The 25,928-nt window shown below is 74.1% G+C and carries 25 protein-coding genes and 1 pseudogene; 15 read left to right on the forward strand and 11 right to left on the reverse strand.

Annotated elements, in window-relative coordinates; genetic code table 11:
• The first annotated feature begins 11 nt into the window (after positions 1-11).
• The 6 genes from SCK26_RS02710 to SCK26_RS02735 all read left to right on the forward strand — a co-directional run bounded on the left by SCK26_RS02710 (position 12) and on the right by SCK26_RS02735 (position 6,157).
• The gene (locus SCK26_RS02710; protein ID WP_318199616.1) at positions 12-1,286 is read left to right on the forward strand and encodes a glycoside hydrolase family 6 protein; all 1,275 of its coding nucleotides are present in this window, start codon (positions 12-14) and stop codon (positions 1,284-1,286) included.
• 161 nt (positions 1,287-1,447) lie between these two features.
• Positions 1,448-1,945: an SRPBCC family protein gene (locus SCK26_RS02715; RefSeq protein ID WP_318199617.1), complete on the forward strand. Its 498-nt coding sequence runs from the start codon at positions 1,448-1,450 to the stop codon at positions 1,943-1,945.
• On the forward strand, positions 1,938-3,557 hold the full coding sequence (locus SCK26_RS02720) for an NAD(P)/FAD-dependent oxidoreductase (protein ID WP_318199618.1): 1,620 nt from the start codon (positions 1,938-1,940) through the stop codon (positions 3,555-3,557). The genes SCK26_RS02715 and SCK26_RS02720 overlap by 8 nt, the downstream gene beginning before the upstream one ends.
• Positions 3,558-3,596: 39 nt before the next feature.
• The gene (locus SCK26_RS02725; RefSeq protein WP_318199619.1) at positions 3,597-4,478 is read left to right on the forward strand and encodes a short-chain dehydrogenase/reductase; all 882 of its coding nucleotides are present in this window, start codon (positions 3,597-3,599) and stop codon (positions 4,476-4,478) included.
• Between the two features lie 122 nt (positions 4,479-4,600).
• On the forward strand, positions 4,601-4,837 hold the full coding sequence (locus tag SCK26_RS02730) for a DUF2945 domain-containing protein (RefSeq protein ID WP_318199620.1): 237 nt from the start codon (positions 4,601-4,603) through the stop codon (positions 4,835-4,837).
• A gap of 108 nt (positions 4,838-4,945) precedes the next feature.
• Positions 4,946-6,157 carry a spore photoproduct lyase family protein gene (locus SCK26_RS02735; RefSeq protein ID WP_318199621.1) on the forward strand — a complete coding sequence of 404 codons (1,212 nt, stop codon included), beginning with the start codon at positions 4,946-4,948 and terminating at the stop codon, positions 6,155-6,157.
• A 33-nt stretch (positions 6,158-6,190) separates the two neighbouring features.
• On the opposite strand, the gene SCK26_RS02740 is transcribed toward SCK26_RS02735, so the two are convergent.
• Positions 6,191-7,567 (reverse strand): deoxyribodipyrimidine photo-lyase, encoded by a 1,377-nt coding sequence (locus tag SCK26_RS02740; protein ID WP_318199622.1) that lies wholly within the window; start codon positions 7,565-7,567, stop codon positions 6,191-6,193.
• A gap of 5 nt (positions 7,568-7,572) precedes the next feature.
• Positions 7,573-9,126 (reverse strand): SDR family oxidoreductase, encoded by a 1,554-nt coding sequence (locus tag SCK26_RS02745; protein ID WP_318199623.1) that lies wholly within the window; start codon positions 9,124-9,126, stop codon positions 7,573-7,575.
• 192 nt (positions 9,127-9,318) lie between these two features.
• On the opposite strand from SCK26_RS02745, the gene SCK26_RS02750 reads away from it, so the two are divergent.
• Entirely contained in the window at positions 9,319-10,092 is a 774-nt protein-coding gene (locus tag SCK26_RS02750; protein ID WP_318199624.1) for a maleylpyruvate isomerase family mycothiol-dependent enzyme, read from the forward strand.
• Between the two features lie 156 nt (positions 10,093-10,248).
• Here SCK26_RS02750 and SCK26_RS02755 read toward each other — a convergent pair.
• The 3 genes and pseudogenes from SCK26_RS02755 to SCK26_RS02765 all read right to left on the reverse strand — a co-directional run.
• Positions 10,249-10,386: pseudogene (locus SCK26_RS02755) on the reverse strand (YceI family protein); the annotation flags it as partial.
• Between the two features lie 88 nt (positions 10,387-10,474).
• A complete protein-coding gene (locus tag SCK26_RS02760) occupies positions 10,475-10,624 on the reverse strand; it encodes a hypothetical protein (protein WP_318199625.1) in 150 nt (49 codons plus the stop codon).
• 187 nt (positions 10,625-10,811) lie between these two features.
• Positions 10,812-11,747 carry a LysR family transcriptional regulator gene (locus tag SCK26_RS02765; RefSeq protein WP_318199626.1) on the reverse strand — a complete coding sequence of 312 codons (936 nt, stop codon included), beginning with the start codon at positions 11,745-11,747 and terminating at the stop codon, positions 10,812-10,814.
• A 128-nt stretch (positions 11,748-11,875) separates the two neighbouring features.
• Between SCK26_RS02765 and SCK26_RS02770 the strand changes: the two genes are divergently transcribed.
• On the forward strand, positions 11,876-13,147 hold the full coding sequence (locus SCK26_RS02770) for an MFS transporter (RefSeq protein ID WP_318199627.1): 1,272 nt from the start codon (positions 11,876-11,878) through the stop codon (positions 13,145-13,147).
• Between the two features lie 426 nt (positions 13,148-13,573).
• On the opposite strand, the gene SCK26_RS02775 is transcribed toward SCK26_RS02770, so the two are convergent.
• A complete protein-coding gene (locus SCK26_RS02775; protein ID WP_318199628.1) occupies positions 13,574-14,272 on the reverse strand; it encodes an SDR family NAD(P)-dependent oxidoreductase in 699 nt (232 codons plus the stop codon).
• A gap of 137 nt (positions 14,273-14,409) precedes the next feature.
• On the opposite strand from SCK26_RS02775, the gene SCK26_RS02780 reads away from it, so the two are divergent.
• Both SCK26_RS02780 and SCK26_RS02785 read left to right on the forward strand, forming a co-directional pair.
• Positions 14,410-15,306 (forward strand): helix-turn-helix transcriptional regulator, encoded by an 897-nt coding sequence (locus SCK26_RS02780; RefSeq protein WP_318199629.1) that lies wholly within the window; start codon positions 14,410-14,412, stop codon positions 15,304-15,306.
• A 152-nt stretch (positions 15,307-15,458) separates the two neighbouring features.
• Positions 15,459-16,097: a TetR/AcrR family transcriptional regulator gene (locus SCK26_RS02785; RefSeq protein ID WP_318199630.1), complete on the forward strand. Its 639-nt coding sequence runs from the start codon at positions 15,459-15,461 to the stop codon at positions 16,095-16,097.
• A 189-nt stretch (positions 16,098-16,286) separates the two neighbouring features.
• Here the strand turns inward: SCK26_RS02785 and SCK26_RS02790 are convergent, their stop codons facing one another.
• On the reverse strand, positions 16,287-16,853 hold the full coding sequence (locus SCK26_RS02790; RefSeq protein WP_318199631.1) for a phosphatase PAP2 family protein: 567 nt from the start codon (positions 16,851-16,853) through the stop codon (positions 16,287-16,289).
• Between the two features lie 291 nt (positions 16,854-17,144).
• On the opposite strand from SCK26_RS02790, the gene SCK26_RS02795 reads away from it, so the two are divergent.
• Together SCK26_RS02795 and SCK26_RS02800 are read left to right on the forward strand one after the other, a co-directional pair.
• Positions 17,145-18,884 (forward strand): GAF domain-containing protein, encoded by a 1,740-nt coding sequence (locus SCK26_RS02795; protein WP_318199632.1) that lies wholly within the window; start codon positions 17,145-17,147, stop codon positions 18,882-18,884.
• A gap of 90 nt (positions 18,885-18,974) precedes the next feature.
• The gene (locus SCK26_RS02800) at positions 18,975-19,397 is read left to right on the forward strand and encodes a pyridoxamine 5'-phosphate oxidase family protein (protein WP_318199633.1); all 423 of its coding nucleotides are present in this window, start codon (positions 18,975-18,977) and stop codon (positions 19,395-19,397) included.
• A gap of 618 nt (positions 19,398-20,015) precedes the next feature.
• On the opposite strand, the gene SCK26_RS02805 is transcribed toward SCK26_RS02800, so the two are convergent.
• On the reverse strand, positions 20,016-20,711 hold the full coding sequence (locus tag SCK26_RS02805; RefSeq protein WP_318199634.1) for a response regulator transcription factor: 696 nt from the start codon (positions 20,709-20,711) through the stop codon (positions 20,016-20,018).
• Positions 20,712-20,910: 199 nt separating this feature from the next.
• Positions 20,911-21,399, reverse strand: a complete 489-nt coding sequence (locus SCK26_RS02810; RefSeq protein ID WP_318199635.1) for a pyridoxamine 5'-phosphate oxidase family protein — start codon at positions 21,397-21,399, stop codon at positions 20,911-20,913.
• A gap of 177 nt (positions 21,400-21,576) precedes the next feature.
• Between SCK26_RS02810 and SCK26_RS02815 the strand changes: the two genes are divergently transcribed.
• Positions 21,577-21,975, forward strand: coding sequence for an STAS domain-containing protein (locus SCK26_RS02815; RefSeq protein WP_318199636.1), 399 nt, complete (start codon positions 21,577-21,579; stop codon positions 21,973-21,975).
• A gap of 112 nt (positions 21,976-22,087) precedes the next feature.
• Here the strand turns inward: SCK26_RS02815 and SCK26_RS02820 are convergent, their stop codons facing one another.
• Positions 22,088-22,534 carry an SPW repeat protein gene (locus SCK26_RS02820; RefSeq protein WP_318199637.1) on the reverse strand — a complete coding sequence of 149 codons (447 nt, stop codon included), beginning with the start codon at positions 22,532-22,534 and terminating at the stop codon, positions 22,088-22,090.
• Between the two features lie 234 nt (positions 22,535-22,768).
• Between SCK26_RS02820 and SCK26_RS02825 the strand changes: the two genes are divergently transcribed.
• Positions 22,769-24,100: an erythromycin esterase family protein gene (locus tag SCK26_RS02825; RefSeq protein WP_318199638.1), complete on the forward strand. Its 1,332-nt coding sequence runs from the start codon at positions 22,769-22,771 to the stop codon at positions 24,098-24,100.
• Between the two features lie 87 nt (positions 24,101-24,187).
• Positions 24,188-24,574: a DUF2267 domain-containing protein gene (locus tag SCK26_RS02830; protein WP_318199639.1), complete on the forward strand. Its 387-nt coding sequence runs from the start codon at positions 24,188-24,190 to the stop codon at positions 24,572-24,574.
• A 74-nt stretch (positions 24,575-24,648) separates the two neighbouring features.
• Here the strand turns inward: SCK26_RS02830 and SCK26_RS02835 are convergent, their stop codons facing one another.
• A complete protein-coding gene (locus tag SCK26_RS02835; protein ID WP_318199640.1) occupies positions 24,649-25,863 on the reverse strand; it encodes an SGNH/GDSL hydrolase family protein in 1,215 nt (404 codons plus the stop codon).
• Positions 25,864-25,928: the final 65 nt, after the last annotated feature.

The raw sequence follows: 25,928 nt of genomic DNA on the forward strand, positions 1-25,928 counted from the left end.
CAGGAGCAGCCATGACTCCCCGCAGCCTACGGCGCCGCGCGGCCGCCGTCCTCGCGGCGCTAGCCGCCTGCGCCGCCCTCACCGCGACGCGGGCCGAGGCCGTACCCGGGCAGGACGGCCTCGGCCCGGCCACACAGTTCTACGTGGACCCGCACAGCAAGGCGGCGCGGCAGGCGGTCGCCGACCTCGGGAACGGCGACATCGAGAACGCCGCGAACATGGCCAGACTCGCGAGCTGGCCGCAGGCCCAGTGGTTCACCGACGGCACACCCGACGAGGTGCGCGACAAGGTGCACCGGCTCGTCCGCCGGGCGCGGGCCGCCGACCGGACCCCGGTCCTGGTGGCCTACGACATCCCGGGCCGGGACTGCACGCAGTACTCCAGCGGCGGGGCCGCGAACTCCGCCGCCTACCGGCAGTGGATCGACGCCTTCGCCGCCGGCATCGGCGACGGCAAGGCGGTGGTCGTCGTCGAACCCGACGGTCTGGCCCTCCTGCCCAAGGACTGCGGGGCCGCCACGGACCCGACCGGCGACCTCACGGCCGCCCGCGTCGCCGACCTCGCCTACGCCGTCAGGACCCTGAAGGCCAGGCCGGGCACCGCGGTCTACCTGGACGCGGGGAACGTCCAGTGGCGGTCCGTCGGGGACATGGCGCAACGGCTGCAGGACGCCGGGGTCGGCCACGGCGACGGTTTCGCCCTGAACGTGTCCAACACCCACCCCACCGAGCACAACGCCCGGTACGGCACCTGGGTGGCCAAGTGCCTGTGGTTCGCCACCGAGGGCCCCGAATGGGCTCGCGGCCACGCCGACTGGTGCGCCGGCCAGTACTACTCGTCCGCCGCCCCGAACGACGGTGTCCCGGGCAATTCCGTCTCCTCCACCGATCCCGCCACCTGGCGGTGGACCGACGCCTGGTTCGACCAGAACGTCGGCACCCCGCCGGCCGGCGCGCTGTCGCACTTCGTGATCGACACCAGCCGCAACGGCCGGGGGGCCTGGAGTCCGGAGCCGGGCAAGTACAGCGGGGACCCGGAGGCCTGGTGCAACGCGCCCGGCCGGGGGCTCGGCCCGCGTCCCACCGCCGACACGGGCGTCCCGCTCGTCGACGCCTACCTCTGGATCAAGGTCCCCGGTGAGTCCGACGGCAGTTGCACCCGCAACACCGGAGGCACGATCGACCCGGAATACGGCGTCGTCGACCCGCCGGCCGGCGCCTGGTGGCCGGCACAGGCCCACGCGCTGGCCCGCAACGCGGCACCGCGCCTGACGTTCAACCGCTGAGCGCTACCGGGTCCGGTACGTGTCCGGCCGGGCGTCCTTCGCCACGGCCGGACACGTCCGGGCCCGCCTCCCGCCCGGACAGGACGGGTCCGCCCGGTTGGTCCGCCCGCCCCTGGGCACCCGGTGCTGCGCGCGCACCCGCTCGCCACCAGGAGGTGCACATGGCTGTCCGACACCGTTTGATCAAAGCCGACCCGGAAACCGTGTGGGACCTCCTGGCCGACGGCAACCGGTACGCGGAGTGGGTGGTGGGCACCGGGGCCTCCCACCCGAAGAGCGGCCGGTGGCCGGAGGAGAACTCCTCGATCGCCTACGAGGTACGGGTCGGGCCGCTCCGGTTCGGCAACGAGACGATCGTACGGCGCTGCCAGGAAGGTTCCGTACTGGAACTGGAGATCCTCGCCGGCCACCTCGGCACGGCCCGCTTCGCCATCGAGCTGCGCCCGTGGGGCGAGCACTGCCTGGTCATCGCCGACGAACACCCGCTGCAAGGCGCCGGAGCCGTACTGCACAACGTCGGCGTCGAGGCGCTGATCCAGCTGCGCCACCGTTCCATGCTCGCCCGGCTCGCCCGCTGCTGCGGCGACGACGGGGGCCGCGGACACCGCCGGACGACCGGACGGCAGGCCCGGGACGTGCGCGGGGCCCACGATGCCTGACGCGGTGGTCATCGGGGCGGGTCCCAACGGGCTGGTGGCCGCCAACGTGCTCGCGGACGCCGGCTGGAGCGTCCTGGTGCTGGAGGAGCAGCCCGAGCCCGGCGGCGCGGTCCGGCACGACCGGGGCGTGCACCCCGCCTATGTCAGCGACCTCTTCAGCTCGTTCTACCCTTTGGCCGCCGCCTCTCCCGTGCTGTCCGCGCTCCGCCTGGAGGAGCACGGCCTGCGCTGGAGCCACGCGCCGCAGGTGCTGGCCCATCCGCTGAGCGACGGCAGGTGCGCGGTGCTCGACCGGCGCATCGATGTCACCGCCGCCTCCCTGGAAACCTTCGCGCCCGGCGACGGAGCGGCCTGGCGGCGCCTGTTCGAGCTGTGGCAGACGCTGCGTACGGACCTGCTCGGTGCCCTGTTCACGCCGTTCCCGCCGGTCAAATCCGCCATGCGGCTGCTGTGGACGCTGCGGGCGGCGGGCGGGCTGCGCGCGGCGCGCTCCCTCGTTCTGCCGGTCCGCCGGATGGGTGAGGAGGAGTTCCGCGGCGAGGGCGGCCGGCTCCTCCTGGCCGGCAACGCCCTGCACGCCGACCTGGCGCCCGAGTCCGCGGGCAGCGGCGGCTTCGGCTGGCTGATGTCGATGCTCGGCCAGACCTACGGCTTTCCCGTGCCGGCCGGTGGTGCCGGCGCGCTCACGGACGCGCTGACCCGGCGGCTGCGCTCGCGCGGCGGAGAGCTACGCTGCGGGGAGCGGGTGCAGGGCGTCATCGTCCGCGGCGGGCGCGCCGTGGGAGTGCGCACCCGCTCCGGTGAGGCGGTGCCCGCGACGGAGGCCGTCCTCGCCGACGTGGCCGTACCCGTTCTCTACCGGCAGCTCGTGGGCGCCGAGCACCTGCCCGCGCAGCTGATGGAGGATCTGCGGCGTTTCCAGTGGGACTTCGCCACCTTCAAGGTGGACTGGGCGCTCGACGGCCCGGTGCCCTGGCGGGCCCCGCAGGCCGCGCGGGCCGGCACCGTGCACCTGGCCGACGGTGTGGACGAGCTGACCCGCTTCGCCGCGCAGATCGCCATGCGCGAGGTGCCCGACCGTCCCTTCGCCCTGTTCGGGCAGATGACCACTGCGGATCCGTCCCGGTCGCCCGAGGGCACCGAGTCCGCCTGGGCGTACACGCACGTCCCGCACGACATCCGGGCGGACGCGGGCGAGGAGGGCATCACCGGCGCCTGGGACCCGTCCGGCCAGGAGCGCATGGCGGACCGCGTGGAACGGCAGGTGGAACGGTTCGCTCCGGGCTTCCGCCGCCTCGTCCGGGCCCGGCGCGTCCTCGCGCCGCCCACGATGGAGGCGCTCGACGCCAATCTGCCGGGCGGCGCCATCAACGGCGGCACCACCGCCGTCCACCAGCAGCTCGTGCTGCGCCCGGTGCCCGGCACCGGGCGGCCGGAGACGCCCGTGGACGGTCTCTTCCTCGCCTCCGCCGGCGCCCACCCGGGCGGCGGGGTGCACGGCGCTCCCGGCGCCAACGCCGCCCGCGCCGCGCTGCGCACCTCCCGGACGACCGTCCTGGCCGGCGCGCAGCGCCTCCTGACCGGCCGTGACCGCACCGGCCGCAAGCGCTGAGCGGAGCCGGACAGCACCCGCGAGCGGAAGGCGGAGGTCGTGCGAGAAAGTCCACTGGCGGACCGGACCGTCGTCGTCACGGGTGCCGCCCGCGGCCTGGGAGCGGCACTCGCCCGCGAGGTGGCCCGGCGGGGCGCCCGTCCCGCGCTCCTCGGGCACGAGCAGCGCCTGCTGGACGAGCTGGCCGCCCGGCTGCCGGCCCCGGCGCTCGCGATCGAGGTGGACGTGACCGATGTGGAGGCGCTGCGGAGCGCGGCGGGCGAGGTGCGGCGCCGTCTCGGGCCGCCGTCCGTCGTCGTGGCCAACGCCGGTGTCGCGCAGGCCGGCCCGTTCGCCGCCACGGACCCGGCCGACTGGCGGCGGGTGATCGACGTCAACCTCACCGGGAGCGCCCAGACCGCGCGGGCCTTCCTGCCGGACCTGCGGGCCACGGCCGGCTACTACCTGCTGATGGCCTCCCTCGCGTCGCTCGGGGCGGTTCCGCTGATGAGCGCCTACTGCGCGTCGAAAGCCGGCGCGGAGGCCTTCGCGCACGCGCTGCGCGCCGAGGTGGCCTGCCAGGGTGTGGCCGTCGGCATCGCCTATCCGAACTGGACCGACACCGACATGGTGCGGGACGGCGACCGGCACGCGGCGCTGCGCGAGCTGCGCGGCCGGATGCCGGGACCGGCCCGCCGCGTCCATCCCGTCGAGCCGGTCGTCGAGCGGATCGTCCGCGGCATCGAGCACCGCAGGACCGCCGTGTACGCACCCGGCTGGCTACGGCTGGTGCAGCCGGTGCGTGCCGCGCTCCCGCCGCTGGTCCTGCGCCTGTCCCGGCCCGGCCTGTCCCGCCTGGAGGCCGAGGGCCGCCTCGCCCCGACCGGCCTGCTGGGCGCGGGCGGCGACGCCGACGCGGCGGCTAGCCGGCGTGATCCGTAGGACCCGCGGAGAGGGAGCCGGAACCGGGCCGGCCCGCGGCGGGCGCGCGGATGCGGGCCGCCGCGCCCGCGCGCACGCTGGAAGTGCATCCATCCCCGACCCCGCACACGGGAGCACCCGGCATGGCCAGGAAGAAGAAGACGTCCGGCGGACGAGAGCCGGCCGAGGGCGACCAGGTCGCCTGGCGCAGTCACGGCAGCGAGACCACGGGCACCGTCGAGAAGAAGATCACCGAGCGGACCGAGGCGTCCGGGCGCACGGTGGACGCCTCGCCCGACGCACCCCAGTACGAGGTGCGCAGCGACAAGTCCGGGCGGACGGCCGTGCACAAGCCGTCGGCCCTCAAGCGGAAGAAGTAACGCCCGCGCGCCGACCGGGGTCGCCGGTGGTCCGCGGCGGACGCCTACAGTGGAACGCGGCCCCGTTCCCCACGGGCGGCCCCTCCCCTACTCATCGGCAGAACGCGCATGACGTACTCCTCCGCGGGCCCCGGCGACGACGGCCTCGACGCTCTGTTCAACCTCGACGCGCTGGACGCCGCCTCGGGCGCGCCCGCGTGCGCCGGTACGGACCCCGCGAGCGGGCCGGACAGCCGCGTCCCGTTCCGCGAGTCGCCGGCGGCCCGCCGTCTGCTGCCCGTCCGGACGATCTACGCCGAACCGGCCGCCGCGTCCTCCGCGCGCGGCCGCCGGATCCTCGCCCGCTTCCCGGACGCCGAGCTGATCGAGGTGGACTCGCACTGGCGCATCCCGGGGCTGCACGGCAACGAGGGCAACGTCGAGCGCTGGGTGCGGGTGAAGGGCGAGACGCTGGTCCTGGGCGAGCGGAAGACCCTGGCGACGCGGCCCAACGGGCGGTCCGCCGACTGGATCGCCCCCGGCCCCTCCAACGGGTGCGCCATGGCGTGCGCCTACTGCTACGTCCCGCGCCGCAAGGGATACGCCAACCCCATCACCGTCTTCACCAACATCGACGCCGTCATCGCCCACCTGGCCCGGCACATCGCGCGCCAGGGACGCAAACCGGAACCCAACCAGTGCGACGACTCGGCCTGGGTCTACGACATCGGCGAGAACGGCGACTGCTCGGTGGACGCGCTGATCAGCGACAGCACCGCGGACCTGGTCGGCGCCTTCTCCCGCTGGCCCACCGCGAAGGCGTCGTTCGCCACCAAGTTCGTCAACCCCGACCTGCTCGCGCTGGACCCCCGGGGCCGCACCCGCATCCGTTTCTCCGTGATGCCCGCCGCGGACGCGCGGCTGCTGGACGTACGCACGTCACCGGTGGCCGACCGGATCGCCGCCGCGGCGGACTTCCTGGACGCGGGCTACGAGGTCCACTTCAACCTCTCCCCCGTGGTGCTGCGCCCCGGCTGGGAGGAGGCCTGGACCGAGTTGCTCCGGCAGCTCGACGACGTCCTGCCCGACCGGGTCAGACGGCAGGCCGCCGCCGAGGTGATCCTGCTCACCCACAACCGGGACCTGCACGAGGTCAACCTGGGCTGGCATCCACGGGCCGAGGAACTGCTCTGGCGGCCGGAGCTGCAAGAGGACAAACGCTCGGAGAACGGCGCGCTGAACGTCCGCTACGACGGCCGGGTCAAGGCGCGGGCCGTGCACACCCTGCGCGGCCTGGTCGCCGCCCACGCGCCCTGGCTGCGCATCCGGTACGCCTTCTGACCCACGGCCCGGGTCCTTCCCGTGCCCGCCCGCTCACGGCTGCCCGCCGCGGGCCCGGCGGAAGCGCTCCAGGCCGGCGGAGAGGCCGATGACCGGGTCGGGGTAATCGAGCGCGGCGCGGACCGGACCGGGGAGCTTCCACGGCTCGTGCAGGCCCGGGCCGTCGACCTCTGCGAGTTCGGGGAGCCAGCGGCGCACGTACGCGCCGTCCGGGTCGTACCTCCGGCCCTGGCTGACCGGGTTGAGGACGCGGTTGGGGCGGGTGTCGGTGCCGGTGCCGGCCATCCACTGCCAGTTGAGCTGGTTGTTCGCCAGGTCCCCGTCGACCAGCCAGTACAGGAAGTGGGCGGCGCCGATCCGCCAGTCGACGTAGAGGGTCTTGGTCAGGAAGCCGGCGGTGAGCAGCCGGGCACGGTTGTGCATCCAGCCCTCCGCGCGCAGCTGCCTCATCGCCGCGTCGATCACCGGATAGCCCGTGCGGCCCTCGCGCCAGGCGTCGATGTCGGCGGCGGCGGTGCGCTCGGTGCGCCAGTGGTCGTGCCGGGTGCGGTAGTCGCGGTGGGCGCTCTCGGGCCGCGCGGCGAGCACCTGGCGGTGGAAGTCGCGCCAGGCGAGCTGCCGTACGAACGCCTCGGCGCCGGCCCCGCCCCGCCGACGGGCCCGGTGCACGAGTTCCACCGGGGACAGCGTGCCGAAGTGCAGGTGGGCGGAGAGCCGGGAGGTGGCGTCCGCGGCGAGGTCGTCGTGGGTGGTGTCGTACTCGTCCAGACCCCGCCGCCAGTAGGCGGTCATCCGCTCCCGGCCCCGGCTCTCCCCGCCGGGCGGCAGGGCCGGGGACACCCCGGTGACCGCACCGGGTGCGGGCAGCCGCTCCCCGCCGATCCCGTCGGGCACGGGCACCCGGCGCGGAGTGGCGAGCGCGGGCCGCAGCGGGAACCGCGTCCAGTGCCGGTGGTACGGCGTGAAGACGGCGAAGTGGTCGGAGCCGGCGGGGGTCACCGTGCCGGGCGGTACGGCGACGGTGACGGCGTCGTGCACGGACAGCCGGCGGCGGTCCGCCGCCAGGGCGGACCGCAGCCGTTCCTCCCGGCGCGCGGCGAAACCGCTGTACCCGGCCGAGACGTGCACCTCCTCGGCGCCCGCCTCGGCCGCCACCCGGCACACCTCCGCCACCAGGTCGCCGGAGCGCACCACCAGCCGGCCGCCCCGCTCGCGCAGCGAGGCGTCCAGGTCCACCAGGCAGTCCTCGAGGAACGCGCGGCGGTTGGGCGCGGCGAATCCGGCCTCCTCCACGGCGCGGTCCCGCACGAACAGCGGGACGACGGCGTCGGCGGCGGCCAGGGCCGCGCGCAGCGGCGGATGGTCGTGCAGGCGCAGGTCGGCGGTGAACAGGACGACCGAGACACGCATGGGCGTCAGCCTCTTCCGGAGGGGCGCCGGGACCCGGTGCCCGCGCCGCCGGGTGGCGGTGCCGTGCGCTCGGCGGTGCGGACGATGTTGCGGGCCATGCCGCCGAAGACGACCGCGTGCCAGGGCGAGACGCCCCACCAGTACAGATGGCCGAGGAGCCCGTGCGGGTGGAACAGTGCCCGCTGCCGGTACCGGACGGGTGCGCCGTCGCCGCCGTCCACGTACATCTCCAGCCAGGCCAGGCCGGGCAGCCGCATCTCGGCGCGCAGCCGCAGCAGCCGGCCCCGTTCGATCTCCTCGACCCGCCAGAAGTCCAGGGAGTCACCGGCCCGCAGGCGCCGGGCGTCCCGCCGGCCCCGGCGCAGGCCCACGCCGCCGACGAGCCGGTCGAGCCGGCCGCGCACGGCCCAGGCCAACGGGAAGGAGTACCAGCCGTTCTCGCCGCCGATGCCCTCGATGACGTCCCACAACGCCTCCCGGGAGACGTCGGCGCCGCGTTCGCGCACGTCGGTGTAGAGGCTGCCGCCCGCCCAGTCGGGGTCGGTGGGCAGCGGGTCGCTGGGCGCGCCGGGCACGGAAGCCGACGACCACCTGGTGCTCACCTGGGCGTCGCGGACGCGCTGGAGGGCCAGCCGGACGGCGTCGTCGAAGCCGATCGGGTGGCCCGGCGGGCTGGGCACGTACCGTTCGATGTCGTTCTCGCGGCACACCACCTCGTGGCGCAGGGACTCGGTCAGGGGACGGGCGATCGAGGCCGGGACCGGCGTCACCAGGCCCACCCAGTGGCTGGACAGCCCGGGCGTAAGGACGGGCACGGGCAGGATCAGCCGCCGGGGCAGGCCCGCCACGCGGGCGTAGCGACGCATCATGCCGACGTACGTCAGCACCTCCGGGCCGCCGATGTCGAAGGCGCGGTGCACCTCGCGGGGCAGGCGGGCGCAGCCGGTCAGCAGGCGCAGCACGTCGCGTACGGCGATGGGCTGGATCCGGGTGCGCACCCAGCGCGGGGTGATCATCACCGGCAGCCGCTCGGTGAGGTAGCGCAGCATCTCGAAGCTGGCGGAGCCGGAGCCGATGATCACGGCGGCGCGCAGCACGGCCGTGGGGACGCCCGAGGCGAGCAGGACCCGGCCGACCTCGGCGCGGGAGCGCAGATGCGGCGACAGCTCGTCTTCGGGCACGGACGCGGGGGTCAGCCCGCCGAGGTAGACGAGCCGGCCGACGCCGGCCCGTCGGGCCTCGCTGCCGAAGATCCGGGCCGCCGCGCGATCGGTGTCCTCGAAACCGCGGCCGGTGCCGAGGGCGTGCACGAGGTAGTAGGCCACGTCCACGCCGTCCATCGCCCGTGCCACCGACGCGGCGTCGGTCACGTCGCCCTGGAGGATCTCCACCTGCCCGGCCCAGGGGTGGTCGCGCAGCTTGGCCGGGGTGCGGACCAGGCAGCGCACCCGGTGTCCCGCGCCGAGCAGCTCCGGCACCAGCCGGCCGCCGATGTAGCCGGTGGCACCGGTCACCAGGCAGCCGAGACCGCCGCCCGCCGCTGTGGTGTCGTCGCTCATGGTCGCTCCCGCCGTCGCCGGTCCCTCGTCTCCACCGTGCGGGCCGCGCGCCCGGCCGCGCCCGGACGCGGGCCGATCGGGTGACGGGCGGGGTCGTACGGGGGTGCGCGTCGCGGTCCGTTCCGCGCGCCGGGGGCCGCGGGCCGGGGAAATTCAGCGGCGGTTTCCGAAAGCAGGTGGTAGACAGCCCGGGTGCGAAACACACCTGAGTTTTCCGGTCTGCTGCGGCTGATCGACGAACGGGCCGTCGCGTTCCGGGCCGCTGTCTCCTCCGCGTCCAGCCTCGACGTGCGGGTGCCGCCCTGCCCCGACTGGACGCTGTTCGACCTGGCACGGCACCTGGGCGGGGGGCACCGGTTCTGGGCCGCCGTCGTCGGCGCGGGGCCTGCCGGGGCTCCGCCGGTCGAGCGGGCGGCCGTCTCGGACGCGCCCCGGGACCGCGACGCCCTGCTGGCCTGGTCGGCCGAGTCGACGCGGCGGCTGCTCGGCGCGCTGCGCGAGGCGGGCCCGGACGCCGGCTGCTGGACCTGGTGGGGGGCGTCGGCGTCGCCGCGGACCTCCGGGGCCGTCGCCCGGCACCAGGTGCAGGAGATCTCGGTGCACACCTACGACGCCCAGCTCGCCGTGGGCGATCCGCGGCCGCTGCCGGACGAGGCGGCGCTCGACGGCGTCGACGAGTTCCTGTCCACCTGCTGCACGACGACGAGCGCCTGGCCGCACGAGCCCGCCGTCGTCGACTACCACGCCACCGAGGGCCTCTCCTGGCGGTTGACGCTGTCCGCCGACGGCGCGCGGGCCACCCGTCTGCCCGCATCCGGCGCCGCGCCCGCCGCCGATGCCGCCGCCCGGGGCGCGGCCGGTGAGCTGGTCCTCGCCCTGCACGGCCGTGTCCCGGTGGACTCCCTGGAGCTCGACGGCGACCGCCGGCTGTTCGACCTGCTCTACGCCTGGGAACCGGAGGATTAGGAGGCGGCTGTGGAAGCCGGGGTCGCCGCCTGGGCCAGGAGTCCTGCCGTGGGCGGAGAGGACCGTACGGTCATTGCCCCAGGGGTCGCGGGCGTGGCCGAGGCAGTCCACCTCCAGGGTCACCGGGCGGGTGACGTCCTTGATGGTCAGGTCGCCGGTGAGCGTGCCGCGCTCGCCGTCCCACGTCACCGCGGTGGAGACGGAGGCGGCCTTCGGGTGCTTCTTCGCGCCGAAGGAGTCCGCCGAGCGCAGGTGGTCGTCGCGCGCCTGGTCACCGCTGTCCGCGCCGGCCATGTCATGACGGCACTGACCTTGCCGTCCCCGGGCCGCTCGCCGATCTCCAGGACGGCGTCCACGCCGGTGAACCGGCCGCGGACCTTGGTCAGCATGAAGTGCCGTGCCGGGGAGCCGACTCGGCGTGTCCGGGGTCGATCTTCCAGATGCCGGCGGCGGGCAGTTCCACGCCGTCGACCGCGCGGGGCGCGGAAGTGGTCGTGCCGGAGCCGGCGCACCGGCTGTCGGCGCAGTACACGGCGACCTCCGCCTCCTTGCCGGGGAGCAGACCGGGCGCCGCTCGTCGACCTGGTCGTGCGGCAGGTTGAGCGCGCCGGGCAGGTGCTTCTCGGCGTAGAACCGGGCGGGCGCGCGTGGCCCACACGCCCGCCGACATCAGCCACCCGTCCGCGGATCGGGCCGGATGACCGCCGACGCGGCGGTGCTCAGCGCGGCAGCACCCAGCCCGGCGTCCAGGTACCGGCGGCGTCGTGGCCGGCCCCGGTGGCGGCGAGGTGGGCGCGCAGAGCGGTCAGCGCCGGGTGGGGGTTGTCGCGGTGCCAGAGGAGGGAGTGCGGGTAGACGGGGGTCGGGTCGGTCACCGGGATGCGGCGCAGGCCGTGCCCGGCGGGCCAGACGAGGCGGGTGTGTCCGCCCATGAAGGTGGCCAGGGCCGGGGTGTCGGCGACGGTGTCCAGGAGCGCGTCGGAGCCGAAGTTGGGTCCGGTCGCCTCGATGGTGAGACCGAACTCCGCGACGAGGTCGTCGTAGTAGGCGGCCCACTCGGTGCCGGGGACGACGCCCGGCATCCAGATGCGGTGCCCGGCGAGCCGCGCGAGGGGCACGGAGCGGGCGCCGGCCAGGGCATGGGCGGGGCCGGTGAGGAGTTCGAGCGGTTCGTCGAGCACCCGCACGGACTCGATGTCCTCGGGAAGGGGCCGGCCGGGCGCGGCCACGGCGCGGAAGGACGCGTCGATCTCGCCGGACCGGAGGGCGGCGACGGCCGTCTCGATGTCGAGCAGCCACATCACGTCCAGCTCGATCTCGGGGTGCGCGCGGTGGAAGGCCCGCATCAGGCCCGACGCCGCGCCGCGCGAGGCGATCACGTCGACGCGCAGCGGACGGCGGCCGGTGCGCACGGAGGTGACCGCTCGCTCGGCGACGCGCAGCAGCTCGCGCGCGTGCGGGAGGAACGCCTGCCCGTCGATGGTGAGTTCGGCGCCGCGCGGAGTGCGGGTGAACAGCCGCACCCCGAGGCTCCGCTCCAGCGCGGCGACGCGCTTGGAGACGGCCTGCTGGGTGAGCGACAGCTCGGCGGCGGCCCCTTGGAACTGCCCCGCGTCGGCGACGGCCAGGAAGGTCCGGACGGTGTCGAGGTCCATGCGGACACCCTAAGACCACAACCACCGGTTGTGGTGTGCGGCTCGGCGGTTGTTTGATCCCGAGGCTTGGCGCTCGCTTTGATGCTCCCGGACGCGGTTCGGTTGTGCGGAGGCGAGGGGACTCGGGTATGAGGAGCGGGCAGCACCGGCTGGGAGGTCCGCGCGGACACCGGCTGGGGCGGCGGTTCGGGTGGCTCTGGGCGGCGTACGGGACCAGCGCGCTCGGCACCTGGCTCGCCTTCGGCGCGTTCCCGCTGATCGCCGTCCGGGTGCTGCACGCGGGACCGGCCGAGGTCGCCGCGCTCTCCTCCGTGGGGGCCGCGGTGGGCGCGGCCGTGGCGGTGCCGCTCGGTCCGTGGGTGGAGTTCCGCCGCAAGCGGCCGGTGCTGATCGCGATGGACCTGGTGCGGTGCGCGGCGCTGCTGACGGTCCCGGCCGCGTTCGCGCTCGGTGTCCTCACCTTCCCGCAGCTGCTGCTGGTCTCGGTCGTCGTGGCGGCGGCCGACATCACCTTCCGCACGGCCTCGGGCGCGTATCTGAAGACGCTGCTGCCGGCCGGAGACCTGCTCACCGCCCAGGCCCGGTTCGAGTCCACGGCATGGACGACCACGATCGTCGGGCCGCCGCTGGGCGGCGCGGCGATCGGGCTCCTCGGCCCGGTGGCGACGGTGGTGGCCGACGCCGTCAGCTATCTGCTCTCGGCCCTGGGCATCCGCGCGATGGGCGGCCCCGAGGCGCGGCCGGAGCACCGGCGGGCCGCGCGCATGCGGGCCGGGGACCTGCTCGACGGCTGGCGGTACGTCCTCGCGGACGCGGCGCTGCGTCCGCTGATCCTCAACGCCGCCCTGTTCAACGGTCTGGTGATGGCCGCCGAACCGCTGCTGGCCGTCCTGATGCTGGGCCGCCTCGGGTTCACGCCGTGGGAGTACGGCCTCGCCTTCGCCGCGCCGTCCCTCGGCGGACTGGCCGGCTCCCGGCTGGCCCGGCCGCTCGTCACCCGGTTCGGGCAGCACCGGGTCCTGGTCTGGTCCGGGGCCCTGCGCGCGCTCTGGCCCGTCGGCCTGGCGTTCCCGGGTCCGGGCGGCGGAGGGCTGCTGCTGGTGATGGGTGTCGAGCTGGGGCTCGTCTTCTGCTGCGGGGTGTTCAACCCCGTCTGCGCCGCCTACCGTCTCGAGCGCACCGCGCCCGACCGGGTCGCCCGCACGCTGTCCGCGTGGACGGTGACGACCAAGGCCTCGACCGCGCTCCTGACGGCCGTGGGGGGTGTCCTCGGCGGCCTGCTCGGTCCGCGCACGGCCCTCGGACTGGCCGGCGTGCTCGTGCTGGCGACCCCGCTGCTCCTGCCCCGCCGCGCGGCAGCGTCCCGCCCCGCGCCGGAACCGGTACCGAACCGCGCCTGACGGGCCGGCCCGCCGGGCGGTACGAGAAGAGATCGCCGAAGCAGCCACCGGCGCGCTGTTCGCGGCGCGGCGCTTCGAGACGACATCCGTGGACGGCATCGCTGCGTCCGCCGGCCCCTCTCGGCGCAGTGTCTTCCGCTGCTTCGCCACCGAGGAGCAGATCGGCTTCGGCGAGTTCGGCCTCGTCCGCGACGCCCTGCCCGCCACCTCGCGCGCGCGTCCGGCCGACGACCCGGCGTGGACCTCGCCGCGCCGCGCGTTCGACGCGCTGGCGGCCCGTGCGACGACACGACGTGGACGGCAGTGTCGTGGCCGAGGAGTTCCGCACCCGTCACGGCTGTACGAGGGTGTCCTGACCCGACGGCGCCCGGCGGACGAGCGGTGCGCGCAAGGACGTCGTCCCCTGGCGCGCACCGTCGGCGCCGCCTACCAGGGCAGTTCGTCGCCGTCCTCCTGGAAGGTGCCGGTGGGGCCGTCCTTGCCCAGGGTCGCCATGCGGACGACGACTTCGGCACTCTCCTGGACCGGGCGCCCGCCCGGGAAGCCGGCCGTGAAATCGGTGGCGGTGAAGCCGGGTTCGACGGCGTTCACCTTGAACTCGGGCAGCGCCTTGGCGTATTGGACGGTGAGCATGGAGACGGCCGCCTTGCTCGCCCCGTACGCGATGAAGGCATAACGCGACTGGCGGCGCTCGGGGTTGGTGACGGCCCAGAACGAGCCGAGCGCGCTGGAGACGTTCACCACGACCGGGTTGTCCGACCGGCGCAGCAGCGGGAGCGCGGCCTGGGTGACGCGGACGACGCCGATCACGTTGGTCTCGAACACGGCCTGTGCTCCGGCGGCGGTGACGCCGTCCGCGCCGAGGGTGTGGTCGGCGATGCCGGCGTTGTTGACCAGGACGTCGAGCCGGCCCTCGTGCTCCTCGATCACGCGTACGGCGTCCTGGACCGACGTGTCGTCGGTGACGTCGAGCCGTACGAACCGGGCGCCGAGCCCGGCCGCCGCGGCCTGCCCGCGCTCCAGGTCGCGGGCGCCGATGTAGACGGTGTGCCCCTCCTTGATCAGCCGGCGGGCGGTCTCGTGTCCGATGCCCTTGTTCGCTCCGGTGACGAGTGTCACGGTCATGCCGGGTGTGTCCTCTCTTCGACGGACCAGTTCGTGGCCCGATCGTCCGGCCCGGCACGGCGTCGAGGCAGAGCCCCCGTGATCCTGGGGGTGACAGGACCAGGCAGGCGCCCGAGGATCCGCCTACGCTCCCCTCCATGACCCACGACACGAACATGCTCGGCGAGTATCTGCGCGCCCGCCGCGAACTCGTCACGCCGGCCAGTGTCGGTCTGCCCCGGCTCGGTGTCCGTCGCGTTCCCGGCCTGCGCCGCGAGGAGGTCGCGCTGCTCGCCGGGATCAGCACCGACTACTACCTGCGCCTGGAACAGGGCCGCGACCGCAACCCGTCCGTCCAGGTGCTCGAATCGCTCGCCCGGGTGCTCCAGCTCGACGACGCCGGTACCGCGTATCTGCTCGGCCTGGGCTCCGACCGGCCCCGCCGCAAACGCCGCCGGCCCCGCAAGGAGGCCGTGCCCGCCGGAATCCGGGGGCTCCTGGACTCCCTGGCACAGCCGGCCTTCCTCGAAGGCCGCTGCTTCGACGTGCTGGCGGCCAACCCGCTGGCGACGGCGCTCTCACCGCGTCTGGTCGCCGGCCGCAACCGGCTGCGCGACGTGTTCCTCGATCCGGCCGAGCGGTCCCTCTACCCGGCCTGGGAGGAGGCCACGGCCGGACTGGTCGCCGGGTTCCGCCAGTCGGTCGGCACGGACACCGACGATCCGCGGTTCATCGAGCTGGTGGGCGAACTGTCGCTCGCCAGCGACCGCTTCCGCCGGCTGTGGGCGCGCCATGACGTCCGCTCCCGCGAAGGCGCCTCCGTCACACTCGACCATCCTCAGGTCGGCGCGCTCACACTGAACCGGGAGAAACTCGTGGTCTCCGGATCGGCCGGTCTGGTCCTCGTCGTCTACCACGCCGACCGGGGCGGCGAGAACGCCGAGAAGCTCGGCCTGCTGTCCTCCTACCAGGCCGCCCCTGTGACCGAGGCCCCCGCGAACCGGACCGCCCGGCCGACCCGCGACGATCAGCGCAGGAGGCCGGCACCCCGGTGACTCCGCGAGAGAACTCCGAGGACCTGCGCGCTTCCCTTCCCGCGTCGTCAAAGGAATGACCGGCGGTCGGTCAGTGGTCGGGAACCGACGGGTGGTCAGATATATTGGGCGCTCTGACCGGGCTCCACGAGACCGCTCGAACGGAGGTGGGCATGCCGGCGACGACGCGGAGGAAGCGAGTCACCAAGAGCCCCGACGACCGCAGGGACGACATCCTGCGCGCAGGGCAACGCGTGTTCGGCACAACGGGATTCGAGCGCGCCACCATCTCCGAGCTGGCGGACGCGGCCGAGATCGGCAAGGGCACCTTCTACCTGTACTTCGCGTCCAAGGACCATCTCCTCGGCGCCCTGTGGGAGCGCTATGTCGACGCCATCGTCTCCACGACGCAGGAGATCCTGGACGAGAGCGACGACTGGTGGCCCACCATCGACCGGGTGATGAGCGCCCTCGTCGGACACGCCGTCGAGAACGCCGAACTGCACCGGATCGTCTACGGCTCGGCCAACGCCAAGGCGCTGGAGCTGTGCCGGCAGGCCGATCAGCGGGTCATCGACCTGATGTGCGAGTTCGTCGAGCAGGGCACGGACGCCGGCGCGTTCCAGGCCGGCGACACCCGCGCCGCCTTCCGGATGGCCTACCACGCGGCCGACGGACTGCTGGACGACCTCATCGGCCAGGGCGGCGAAGGCGTCGGCATCGAGGAGCGCCGGGTGATCGGCATGGTCCTGGAGCTGGTGCACCGCGCGCTGGGCGATCACCAGTACCGGCCCGAGTTCGCGCGCGGCTGAACTCGGCGGAGACAAACGCTCGTTGTGCGGCGGCCGGGCATCCTAGGCCGGACCACCGCCGCCAGGGGCATGACGGCGATGCACGACCGGTCCGCCGATCACCCGCCGCCCCGCCCAGCTTGACCGCAGCGCTCCCGGTGTCCGGCGCGGGGCCGCCGCCCGGCGCGCGCCCGCTGCCCGAGCCGCCGTCTACAACAGGCGGGCGAGTCGCACCGGGTGGCGACGGCAGAGCACGGCGACCCGGCGGACGAGCCAGGCACTGGCCAGGCCGATGGCGGCGCCGGCCGCCACGTCGCTGGGGTAGTGGGCGCCGCTCTGTACCCGTTCGACGGCCGTCATCACCGCCGGCACCGCGCACGCGGCACCGGCGAGCGGCCACGAGGGAGCGACGGCGGCGGTGAAGGCGGCCGCGGCGGCGGTGTGCCCGGACGGGAACGACGACGATTCGGGGCGGTCGTCGACCTCGTCGTGCGGGATCCATTCCTTGGGGGGCCGGGGGCGGTCGGCCAGTTGCTTGCACAGGCCGTTCGAGACCACCTGCGCCACCGCGAGCGCCGCCAGGCCGGCCGCCGCGGCCTTCCGGCCCCGCCACCCGCCGCGCCACATCATCACCGCGGCCGCGCCGCACCACAGCTTGCTGCCCTCGGCCATCTCCTCCACCGCCGACAGGGCTCTGCCGGCTCCGGGCGGGATACGGGAGGCCGCCCGTGTCGTCCCTTCCCGATCGACTTCACGCACTTTCGATAGCAGCGTCATGACCTGCGGGTATCCCGTGGAACACCGCCCCACACCCAAGATCGGCCGGGATGGCCGGGAGCCTTCGGGCGCGCGCGGTGACACCGGCGGCGTCAAGAAGAGCGGGCGCTGCTCAGCGGCGCATCACCACCTGGCCGCAGGACGATCAGGCCCCGGCCGTACGAAGATCAGCCGTTGGCCTACCATTTCCGGGCAGTGCCGGCGCTGCGTGGCCGGGTGGTGCCGAACGGGGCCGGCCCGTCGGGCATCCTGGGGTGGGCCAGTGGGACGGGGACGGTGAGGGGAGCCGCGGTGGACGAGCGCACGCGGGGTTCGCGTGAGGCGGGGACACCGGCCAGGGCTCCGCAGCTGCGGCTGGACGCGCTGCTGGACGACCTCCAGCAGCAGGTGGCGCAGGTGCGGGCGGCCCGGGACCGGGTCCACACGCTGCTCGACGCGGTACTGACGGTCGGCTCGGACCTGGATCTGGAAGTGGTGCTGCGCCGGATCGTGGAGTCCGCGGTCGCGCTCGTCGACGCCGAGTACGGAGCACTGGGCGTGCTGCACGAGGACGGCACGATCAAGCAGTTCGTCACGGTCGGCGTGGACGAGACGGCCATCGCCCGCATCGGACCCTATCCACGCGGCGAGGGCATCCTGGGGCTGCTCATCCGGCATCCTGAGCCGCTGCGCCTGGCGAACCTGTCCGACCACCCGGCGTCCGTCGGCTTCCCGCCCGGGCACCCGCCGATGACCAGCTTCCTCGGTGCCCCCGTCCGGGTGCGCGACCAGGTGTTCGGCAACCTCTATCTGACGAACAAGCAGGGCGGCGCGGAGTTCGACGGCGACGACGAGGCGGTGCTGCGTACCCTCGCCGCCGCCGCCGGTGTGGCCATCGACAACGCCCGGTTGTACGAGGTCGCACACCGCCGGCAGCGGTGGCTGGCGGCCAGCAACGAACTGACCCGCAGTCTCCTGTCCGGCGCGGAGCCCGCCGCGGTGCTGGAGTCCTTCACCGGCACCGTGCGGGAGATGGCGTGCGCGGACCTGGTCACGTTGGCGGTGCCCGTCGGTGCGGGCGGTGAGCTGGTCGTCGAGGCGGCTTCGGGAGCGCGGGCCGAACGAGTCCGCGGGCTGGCGCTGCCCGCCGCCTCGCTGGCCGTGAAGGTCTTCACCTGCGGGGACACCGTCGTCAGCGACGCCCTGAGCGAGGACCCGCGCGCCGAGGGCGGCAGTGCCTCCGTGGTGGAGCTGGGCCCGGCGTTCCTCGTGCCGCTGGGCACCCGGGAGCACGTCCGCGGGGTGCTGCAGGTGGCGAACGTGCCGGGCGGTCCCCTCTTCACGGAAGCCGTGATCGACATGGTCACCGGGTTCGGCAACCAGGCCGCGCTGGCCCTGGACGTCGCCGAGCACCGGCGGGACACCGAGCGCATGGTCGTGCTCGACGACCGCGACCGGATCGCCCGGGACCTGCACGACCTGGTCATCCAGCGGCTGTTCGCGGGCGCGCTGTCGCTGCAGTCCACACTGGGCCGGGTCGCGGACCGGCCGCAGGTGAGCGAACGCGTCCAGCGCGTCGTGGACGACCTGGACGACACCATAAAGATCATCCGCTCCACCGTCTACGGCCTGCGCGAGCACGACCGGTCCCGTCGTGGCAGCGGGCTGCGCGCCCAGCTGGTGGCGGCCACCGAACGCGCCACCGAGTCCCTCGGCTTCGTCCCCGCGCTGCGCATGACCGGGCTGCTGGACACGGCGGTGCCCGCCGACCGGGCCGAGCACCTGCTGGCCGTGCTCGGTGAAGCCCTGTCCAACACCGCGCGGCACGCGCACGCCGGCAGCGTCGACGTCGCCGTGGAGGCCACCGACGCCGCCCTGAGGCTCCGGGTGGCCGACGACGGCCGAGGAATCGACCCGGCGGTCACCCGCCGCAGCGGCCTGGCCAACCTCCGCGAGCGCGCGGAGCAACTGGGCGGCACGTTCAGCGTGACCGCGCGCCGGCCGAACGGCACCGTCGTCGAGTGGGCCGTACCGTTCTCCTCTGCGGACTGACGCCACGGCCTCGGCCTCTGAACCGGCGGACGGGTGGCAAGGGCCGTCCGGCCCTAACGGTGTCCCGGGCGTGGGAGGCAGGATGGACCGATGTTCCACGACGACGGTTCTCGCGTGCTCGACCGGCCGGAGTGCCTGCGCCTGTTGGCGAAGGCGCCGGTCGGTCGTGTCGTGTACACCCGGCATGCACTGCCCGCGGTGCTCCCGGTCAACTTCTCCCTGGACGCGGACCGCTCCGTCCTGCTGCGCACGTCGGCGGGCTCGGAACTCGTCCGCGCCGTCGACGGCGTCGTGGTGGCCTTCGAGGCGGACGACTTCGACGCCGCGACCCGGTCCGGCTGGAGCGTGGTCGTCACCGGCCGGGCGACGGTGGTGACCGACCCCGGCGAGCACGAACGGCTGTCGCGGACCGGCCCGCGTTCATGGGTGGTGACGCGCGACGGGGTCTTCGTCCGCATCGAGGCGGAGTTGGTCACCGGCCGCGAGATCGGAGGCACGCGCGGCACGGGGTGACGGGGTTCCGACGGCCCGGTGAGGTCCCGCCGGCCGTACGCCGCTCACCTGGGTTCGCCGTGCCCGGCGGGTACGGGGCGGGTGTCCGGCCGCCCGGTAGTCAGGGCAGACGCGACGGGCGGCCGGACGGTGACCGGTCCGGGTCGTGCGCGGCGCCCACACGGGGGACGGCGGCGGACACTGCCACGCGAGCGCCTGGAACGGTCGTACACGAGCCCCCGGACCGGTCGACACCAGCATCCGCCGCCGGGCGGTCGCGGCGCGACGGCCGATGGGCCCGGCGAGAGGGGCCGAAGGTCCCCGGTTCCGGCGGAGGACGGGGAAGCCGGGAGGGGCCGGCGCGTTGTCCTCCGATGTGCGCTGAACTGCCTCGGGTTCCCGAGTGGTCCGCGTATCCCGCGCAAGGCGGTCGAGCAGGTCCGCGAGCGGTGCGGTCCGGCGGACGCCGGGTCACGGCGAGCAGCGGCAGCACACGGCCGTTCTTTTCGACCGCGTGTTCTCGCAGGAGCGCCTGGAGAGCGCGGGCGTCGGCCCCGTCGCGGTACGACGCCGCGTACCGCTGCCGCACCGTGCCCGGAGTCCCGCCGCCCCTCCCCCGGTGTCCACAGGTCCGGGAGGTCAGCGGCCCTGCTGTCCGTGGCGGTCTTGGAGCTGGGTGGCCATGACCGCGGCCTGGACGCGGCGTTCCACGCCGAGCTTGGCGAGCAGGCGGGAGATGTGGTTCTTCACCGTCTTCTCGGCGAGGTACAGCCGCGAGCCGATCTGGCGGTTGGTGAGTCCCTCGCCGATGAGGGCGAGGATCTCCCGCTCCCGGTCGGTCAGACCGGGCAGGACGTCCGGCTGCTCCTGCTCCTGCCGCCCTCCGTCCCGCAGACGGGCCATCAGCCTAGCGGTGGCACTCGGGTCCAGCAGGGACTGGCCGCGGGCCACGGTGCGTACCGCGGATATCAGGTCCGAGCCCCGGATCTGCTTCAGGACGTACCCGGACGCCCCCGCCATGATCGAGTCCAGCAGGGCTTCCTCGTCGTCGAAGGAGGTCAGCATCAGGCAGGCCAGCTCGGGCATACGCGAGCGCAACTCCCGGCACACGGTCACCCCGTCGCCGTCCGGCAGCCGGACGTCCAGGACCGCCACCCGCGGCCGCAGCGCGGGAACCCGGACCAGGGCCTGCTCCACCGAGCCGGCCTCGCCGACCACGTCGATGTCCGGCTCGTCGGTCAGCAGGTCGCGCACTCCGCGCCGTACCACCTCGTGGTCGTCCAGGAGGAAGACCCGGATCGTATCGTCGGGGCCCTGCCGCCCGCTGTCCGCCATCGCTTGCTCCCTGCTTCCGCGTTCCACGAGGTCGTCCGCTCCTGGACCGTACTCCGGCCCCTCCGGAATCCTTCGCGGACCGGGGCCGAACGGCCAGGGCCGATCGGCCCTTTTTTCCAGGATCGCGGCCCCCGTCCCCGGGTCCCGCCGGCCCCGGTGCGCGCAGAAGTTCCGAGGCCGCACGGTGCCGACCGGCCCGTCACCCCGGGGCCGGACGGTCCCCCGCTCCCGCGGCCGGTACGGGTGTCCGGGCGGAGAGGCGCACGCCGTACATCGTGCGGCCGCCGACGAGTTCACGCCCGGTCACCAGTTCGGGACCGATGCGCATCAGGGCCTCTTCGGGCGAGGGAACCCAGGGTTGCGGGCCGATCCGTTCCAGACGTTCCCGTTCGGCCGTGTCGGTCACGACGGCTGCCCGGCCGGTGACGACGACGCTCCAGCCGGAGTACGCGGTCGCGTCCACCTCGTCCGCCTCGAAGGCGACGACCGCACCGTCGACCGCGCGGGCCAGGGCGGAGTCGGCGGAGGTACGCAGGAGGACCGCTCCGTCGGCGTCCAGCGCGAAGTTCACCGGGAACACCGCGGGCAGGGCCTGGCGCGTGTAGACCACGCGGCCCACAGGCACCGTGGCCAGCAGCGCCAGACACTCCTGGCGGCCGAGTTCGCGGAAACCGTCGTTCGCATACATGAGTCAGCCCGTCTTTCACCTGGTGGAGGGGTCGGGCTCCATGCTGAGCGCGGTCACGGCCGTGCGTCAGGGGCCACCGGTCCCGGCTTCGGCGGCGATCAGGCCGAGGAGGCGTCGCGGCACACAGGGGCCGATCGGCCCTTCCGGCGCGCCGGGCGGCCCGGCTCTCCTGTGACCATGGCCGAAACCTTCATCAGGTCCGCATGCCGTCACACCGAACGTGCCGTCGGCGGGACCACCGTCGTCCAGCTGTACGGCGAAATCGACTTTTTCACGCCACCGCCTCTGGCCGAGCGCCTCGACGAGCTGACCGCCGTCAGCCGCCCGGGCCTCGTGGTGGACCTGCGTACCGTGTCCTTCATCGACTGCGCCGGGTTGCGGTTGCTGTGCCAGGCGCGGACCAGGGCCGCCGAACGGCACGGACGGCTTCTGCTGGTCGCGGACAGCGGCCGGTTCCTCCGGTTACTGCGCGCGGCCGGGCTGGACCGCGTCTTCGAGATCTACGACCGGCTGCCCGAGGCACTCGCGGCCCTCACCGCCCAGCCCGCCGGGAACCTCCCGAAAGCGGCGGACTGACCTGCTCGTGCCCGTCCGGAGTCCAGGCGTCGTCGGAGGCGCCGCGCGGCGGTTCGGGAGTCACCCGCGCGGGGAGCGTGCCGTACCGGTGCGGTGCGGCACGCTCCTCGGCTCAGTGGCGCTCCGGGCGGGTGACGGCGATGGTGAGGCCCATGGCGGCCAGTCCGAGCGCCATGGTGATCACGCCGGTCAGAATGTTGTTCCAGATGACACCGGCTCGTGCGCCGTGCGCGGGAGTGACGATCCATGGCGAGATGATGAGCCAGATGCCGAGGGGCACCAGCGCCCACGCCAGGCGGAACATCCGCTCGGGGACGAGGGCCAGTCCGAGACCGATCAGGGCGGTGGTGATGCCGACGATCAGGTTGTTCGCCGTGAGGTTGGGCTGACCGGAGAAGTGGACGACCCACGGGGAGATCGCGGTGTACACACCGGTCAGGAGGATCAGCCCCTCCAAGGCGATCGCCTTGCCGGTGGAGGCGGTGCGTTCGAGCCGATCCCTCATCTCCGCCATCTCGGGGTGTCCGGTCATGCCGGTGGAGTATTGCGGATACGACATGGGCGTCGTCTCCTCTCCAGCATTGGGGCTTATGTGCTTTTTATCCGAATTCCCCCACTTGAGTGAGTGAAGCGGCTTCCGACCACCTTGAGGTGTGATTCACGTCACATCTACCTCGTCGGTCGGCGAACGAGCCTCCTCGGGCCGACGGCGCGGCACCGTGCCCGCGCCGCCGGTTTCGGGATGCGGCCCGGTGGGGACCCGGTGGTGCACCCCGCGGAAGGGAGGCGAGCCGTGCCCGGCACCGAACAGACCCGCATCCGGGAGGCGGCCCTGCCGCTCACCGATCCGGGCTCCCTGGAGCCCCTGATGGACCGCATCGGCGACGCGCGCTACGTACTGCTGGGCGAGGCGTCCCACGGCACCGCCGACTACTACCAGGTCCGGAACGCCCTGACCCGCCGGCTGATCGAGGAGAAGGGGTTCTCCTTCGTCGCCGTCGAGGGCGACTGGCCAGATTGCCAGGCCGTGCACTGCTCGGTGGTCGCGGCCCCGGGCGCGCCCGAGGACCCCGGCGAGGTCCTGGCCGGCTTCCGCCGCTGGCCGGCGTGGATGTGGGGCAACACCGATGTCGCCGCCTTCGCCCGGTGGCTGCGCCGGCACAACGAGGGGCTGCCGCCCGAGCGGCGCGTGGGCTTCTTCGGGCTGGACGTGTACGGCCTGTGGGAGTCGCTGCACGCCGTGCTCACCCACCTCCGCGAGCACGACCCGGACCGGGTGGAACCCGCCCTGGAGGCGTACCGGTGCTTCGAGCCGTACGCCGAGGACCCGCAGTCGTACGCGCGGGCCACACGGTTCGTGCCCCAGGGGTGTGAGCCGGAGGTGGTCTCGCTGCTCACACAGGCACGGCACCGGGCCGCGCGGACGGCCTCCCTGGACGATTCCCTCGCGGAGTTCGCCGCCCGGCAGAACACCGAGGTGCTGGCCGGGGCCGAGCGTTACTACCGGGCGATGCTGGACAGCGGCCCGGAGTCCTGGAACATCCGCGACCGGCACATGGCCGACACGCTGGACCGGCTGATGGCGCACTACGGCCCCGGTGCCAAGGCGGTGGTGTGGGAACACAACACCCACATCGGGGACGCCCGCGCCACGGACATGGCCGACATCGGCGAGATCAACGTCGGCCAGCTGGTTCGCGAACGGCACATGGGCGCGGGTGTGGCGCTGGTCGGCTTCGGCTCGTACGACGGCACGGTGACCGCCGCGGACGCGTGGGGCGACGCACCCCGGGTCATGGAGGTGACGCCGGCGCACACCGGCAGCCTGGAGGACCTGCTGCACGCGGCGCTGCCCGGCGAACGGGCCCTGTTCGTCTTCCCTCCGGTGCAGTTCCAGCGGCCGCCCGCCACCGGCCGGCGCGCGTGGTTCCACGAGGAGCGCGGCCACCGGGCCATCGGCGTGGTCTACCGGCCGCGCTCCGAGCGCGTGGGGAACTACGTCCCGACCGTCCTGGCCGAGCGCTACGACGCCTTCTGCTATCTCGACCGCACCCGGGCCCTCACCCCGTTGCGCCCGGCGGCGGCGCGGAGCCCGGAGGTGGACACCTGGCCCGTCGGGGTGTGAGACCGACGGGCCCCGAAAACAGGTTCGGTCCGGTCCCGGACCGGCCGTTCCCAGGCCTGCCGAAGGAACCAGCACCAGGAGGGCACCGTGAAGCTGGCGGAATTTCTGGCCCAGGTCCGCGATCGCGGGGAGTATCGCAGCCAGGAGGAGGCCGAGCACATCAGCACGTCGGTGCTGCGCGTACTCGCCGAGCGAATCCCCCCGGAAGAGGCCGACGACCTGGCCGCGCGGCTGCCCGCGCCGCTGGACGACGCCCTGCACACCCACCCGGACCGGCCGGAGGCCCTCGGGTGTGAGGAATTCCTGCGGCGCGTGGCCGAGCGGACCGGTGCCCGGCCCCGTACCGCGGAGTGGGACGCCGGCGCCGTCCTGTCCACCGTCGCCGACGTGGTGTCCGGCGACGAGGTCGACCACCTGCTGTCCCGACTGCCGTCCGGTTACGCGGACCTGTTCGGCAGACCGCACCTGCGCTGACCACGCGCACCCCGGCCACAGCCACACTCCGAGCCCCCGCCACGGCGGTTCGCGAGGCCATGGCGCCACGGCGTTCAGGGCGCCGCTTCGCGGGCGAGGACGTCCGTGAGCAGGGGGCCGCGGCCGGGCCGGGCGGCCGGAGTGAAGCGGAGGTCGGTTTCCGCAGTGGTGGGGGTGAAGTCGTAGGTCCAGGTGCGCCAGTCGTCGGTGGCGGTGACGGTGGCCCTGGGGTGTCCGTCGGCCTGGATGCCGAACGTCCTCGCCGGATCGGCGGGTTCGCCGCGTGAACCGCTCGCCGCGAGGGTGTCGGCGCGGGCGCGGAAGGTGACGCGGACCGGGCGGCCGGGGGTGGTCGCGAGCCGGGTGGAGATGCCGAGGAAGCCGGGAGTGCCGACCAGGCCCACCGCGTTCGAGCCGTTGTCGAGGCCGGCGAGACGCCCGGGACAGGCGTGCACTCCTCGGTTCGTCCAGCCCGGGAAAAAGGCGGGCGCATCGCCCGGGGCCTGCTGGGCCGCCTCGGAGAGCCAAGGGGTGCGAAGGTGCGGGTTGTGGTCGAGGATCGGGCCGCACTCGGGGGCGGGCAGCCGTGCGTGGAGGGCGTCCCGCCAGACGGCCGCCATGGTGGCGTAACCCTGATCGTTGGGGTGGACGAGGTCGGACAGGTCGTCGCCGCCCTGGGGCGAGGCGTGCAGAGCGGGGGCCATGTCGACGAAGAAGACCTTGCCGCGGCGCCCGAACTCCTCGGCTGTCTCGCGTACACGGCGGTTGTACGCGTCGATGTGCGCCTGCCACTCGGGCAGCCGCGAGGGGATGATCGAGGCGAGCAGGATGCCGGCGGAAGGGGCCAGGCGCAGCAGGGTCTCGAGGAAGGTGCGCAGGAAGCCGGGTGCGTCCGTGTGCTCGGGACCGTACATGTTGTTCGTGCCGATGTGGACGAGCAGCCAGTCCGGGCGGGCGGACGGCAGCCACCGCGGCAGCAGTCCGGTCAGCTCCTGGATGCTGATGCCCGGGACGGCGGCGTAGTGGGGATCACCCCGCGGTTGCCAGACGTTGACGTACGGGCCGACGAAGTCGATGTCGTGGCCCAGCCGGTGGAGGTGGTCCAGGAGTTCGTCACGGTATCCGGCCGCCCCGGTGCTGTTCATGCCGGCCGTGATCGAGTCCCCCAGCGGCATGACCCGCACCGGCCGCGCGGGGCTGTCCGCGACTCCTCCGCCGAGCGTCCCGCCCGCCGCCGCCCCGGTGAGGTTCCGTGCGGTGGTCCGCTGTGCCGTGGAGCCGGATCGCATGCCATCTCCCAACATGTGCCTGTGCCCTGTGGTCGCCGGTGGCGCCGGGCACCGGGAGATGCCCG

This window comes from Streptomyces sp. SCL15-4 (genome assembly GCF_033366695.1).
Lineage (GTDB): Bacteria > Actinomycetota > Actinomycetes > Streptomycetales > Streptomycetaceae > Streptomyces.

What these genes read in the sequence shown, in the direction of transcription:
- SCK26_RS02710 (WP_318199616.1), top strand. Translation starts at nt 12, where the DNA reads ATGACTCCCCGCAGCCTACGGCGCCGCGCGGCCGCCGTCCTCGCGGCG.
- SCK26_RS02715 (WP_318199617.1), top strand. Translation starts at nt 1,448, where the DNA reads ATGGCTGTCCGACACCGTTTGATCAAAGCCGACCCGGAAACCGTGTGG.
- SCK26_RS02720 (WP_318199618.1), top strand. Translation starts at nt 1,938, where the DNA reads ATGCCTGACGCGGTGGTCATCGGGGCGGGTCCCAACGGGCTGGTGGCC.
- SCK26_RS02730 (WP_318199620.1), top strand. Translation starts at nt 4,601, where the DNA reads ATGGCCAGGAAGAAGAAGACGTCCGGCGGACGAGAGCCGGCCGAGGGC.
- SCK26_RS02735 (WP_318199621.1), top strand. Translation starts at nt 4,946, where the DNA reads ATGACGTACTCCTCCGCGGGCCCCGGCGACGACGGCCTCGACGCTCTG.
- SCK26_RS02740 (WP_318199622.1), bottom strand. Translation starts at nt 7,567, where the DNA reads ATGCGTGTCTCGGTCGTCCTGTTCACCGCCGACCTGCGCCTGCACGAC.
- SCK26_RS02745 (WP_318199623.1), bottom strand. Translation starts at nt 9,126, where the DNA reads ATGAGCGACGACACCACAGCGGCGGGCGGCGGTCTCGGCTGCCTGGTG.
- SCK26_RS02765 (WP_318199626.1), bottom strand. Translation starts at nt 11,747, where the DNA reads ATGGACCTCGACACCGTCCGGACCTTCCTGGCCGTCGCCGACGCGGGG.
- SCK26_RS02770 (WP_318199627.1), top strand. Translation starts at nt 11,876, where the DNA reads ATGAGGAGCGGGCAGCACCGGCTGGGAGGTCCGCGCGGACACCGGCTG.
- SCK26_RS02775 (WP_318199628.1), bottom strand. Translation starts at nt 14,272, where the DNA reads ATGACCGTGACACTCGTCACCGGAGCGAACAAGGGCATCGGACACGAG.
- SCK26_RS02780 (WP_318199629.1), top strand. Translation starts at nt 14,410, where the DNA reads ATGACCCACGACACGAACATGCTCGGCGAGTATCTGCGCGCCCGCCGC.
- SCK26_RS02785 (WP_318199630.1), top strand. Translation starts at nt 15,459, where the DNA reads ATGCCGGCGACGACGCGGAGGAAGCGAGTCACCAAGAGCCCCGACGAC.
- SCK26_RS02790 (WP_318199631.1), bottom strand. Translation starts at nt 16,853, where the DNA reads ATGACGCTGCTATCGAAAGTGCGTGAAGTCGATCGGGAAGGGACGACA.
- SCK26_RS02800 (WP_318199633.1), top strand. Translation starts at nt 18,975, where the DNA reads ATGTTCCACGACGACGGTTCTCGCGTGCTCGACCGGCCGGAGTGCCTG.
- SCK26_RS02805 (WP_318199634.1), bottom strand. Translation starts at nt 20,711, where the DNA reads ATGGCGGACAGCGGGCGGCAGGGCCCCGACGATACGATCCGGGTCTTC.
- SCK26_RS02810 (WP_318199635.1), bottom strand. Translation starts at nt 21,399, where the DNA reads ATGTATGCGAACGACGGTTTCCGCGAACTCGGCCGCCAGGAGTGTCTG.
- SCK26_RS02815 (WP_318199636.1), top strand. Translation starts at nt 21,577, where the DNA reads ATGGCCGAAACCTTCATCAGGTCCGCATGCCGTCACACCGAACGTGCC.
- SCK26_RS02820 (WP_318199637.1), bottom strand. Translation starts at nt 22,534, where the DNA reads ATGTCGTATCCGCAATACTCCACCGGCATGACCGGACACCCCGAGATG.
- SCK26_RS02835 (WP_318199640.1), bottom strand. Translation starts at nt 25,863, where the DNA reads ATGCGATCCGGCTCCACGGCACAGCGGACCACCGCACGGAACCTCACC.